1 protein-coding gene is annotated in these 1,603 nt (G+C 55.5%); it reads right to left on the bottom strand.

Annotated features, from left to right (window positions below):
• On the bottom strand, positions 1-1,603 hold a 1,603-nt coding region (locus tag B0F88_RS19090), incomplete at both ends, for a condensation domain-containing protein (RefSeq protein ID WP_219820931.1).

The following is a 1,603-nucleotide window of genomic DNA, read 5'->3' as shown; positions in this document are numbered from 1 at the left end:
TCGCAGACGACGGCATGATGAAGCGGCGTCTTTTGAGCCCAGGCCTCGAAGACTTGCTGGAAGCAACGTTCAGGCACCGGAAGCGCGGGTCCTTGTTCCCATTTTTGCAGCAGCTGCTGCTCAAAAGGCAACAAGGGCGGCATCGGGTTTTGGGCGCGGGACAGATCGGCGCCCAGCCAAGCGGCCCGTTCTTGCAACGAATTGAGCCAGGCAGTCGCCGTTTCCTGCGAGTAAATTGCAGAATTAGCTTGCAGCTGGAGCATCAGTTTGCCGTCAGCCAGGATTTCATGCGTAAGCACCATATCCTGGCTGGTTGAGCTTTCGGAAAGCTCATAATTAATGGCTTTACTGCAATTTAGATTAGTTAAGAACTGAAAATCAGCGTTGCCGGATGGGGCTAACGGAACTTCATTGACGACAAAATCAAACAGCGGATAGCGGGACGGATGGCGGTAACCGGGACGTTGTTGGCGGAAGTCGTTATAAATGCGCGCAAACGGCACGCGTCCGTGGTACAGGGCGGCGGCCAACACTTGTTGGGTGCCGGTTAATTGGGTTTCAAAGCTATCGCCGGCATCGCCGTCCATGATCAACGGCAACATGTTGACATAATAGCCGATGATGCCGGCCTCTTCGGTGGTTTCGCGCATGTCGGCGGGCGTGCCGATCAAAAATTGCCGCCGTTGCGAACGTCGGCGGGTTTCCAGCGCAAGAAGAGTCAGCATCAGCGCATGCATGCTGCTGTCGTAGCGCTGGGCAATGGCCTTTAATCCCAACGTAATATCAGCCGGCAGGCATATTTGCAGCCGGTGGCAGCCGGGCTTGCCGTCCTGCAACCGGGGCATATCCAAAGGCCAGTCCTCAAAGGCCGCTTCCGGCAAGGCTGTCAGACTATTGCGCCAATACAGGCTGTCCTGTTTAAATTCATCGCTAACCCTATAAGCGGCGGCTCTGGCGGCGGAATGCGCGTAGCTGCCGCGCAATGGGGGCAGCTTTTTATCCTGTAATAACTGGGCCAGCTCATCCAGTAAAATGTTAAGGGAGCCGCCGTCGCCAACGGCATGATGCATCGCAAGCCAAAACAGCGTTTCTCCTGTTTGCCCGACATGCACCAAGCCCGCCCGCCAAAGCGGCGCGGCATTGAGGGAAATAGGCCGGTTTTGACGCTCGCGGATAAGCGACTTGGCGCTTACCAAATCAGTGACTGTTATTTCTTCGAGTTCCGGGCGGTCGGGTTGGACTACGTTACGGTGCAAAGCCCCCTGTTCATCCTCGACAAATTGCGCCCGCAATGATTCATGGCGTTCCGTTAACTTGGCCCATGCCCGGTTCCATTTTGCCAGAGCAGAAATATTACCCTGCACCTTGCGGATCAAAGGCATTATGAAAGGGTTAGTATTAAGTCCGGTTTGCTCGGCAAGCCAAAACTCGAGTTCGCCTTCGGTCGCCAAGTCGCTGGTTTCAATTATATTGTCGGGGCTTTCATGCTGAAATTGGGTATCAGCGATACGGGCGGCAAATACGGCCAGTGTGGGCGCGGTATACAGGTAGCGCGCCGGAATGCTGACTGCCAAGGCCTTGGACAGGCGATGCGCCATTGCGA

Origin of the sequence: Methylobacter tundripaludum (assembly GCF_002934365.1) — a bacterium.
GTDB classification, from domain to species: Bacteria; Pseudomonadota; Gammaproteobacteria; order Methylococcales; family Methylomonadaceae; genus Methylobacter_A; species Methylobacter_A tundripaludum_A.
Note: the sequence above shows the minus strand (reverse complement) of the source record. Positions and strands in the feature narration are given on the sequence as shown.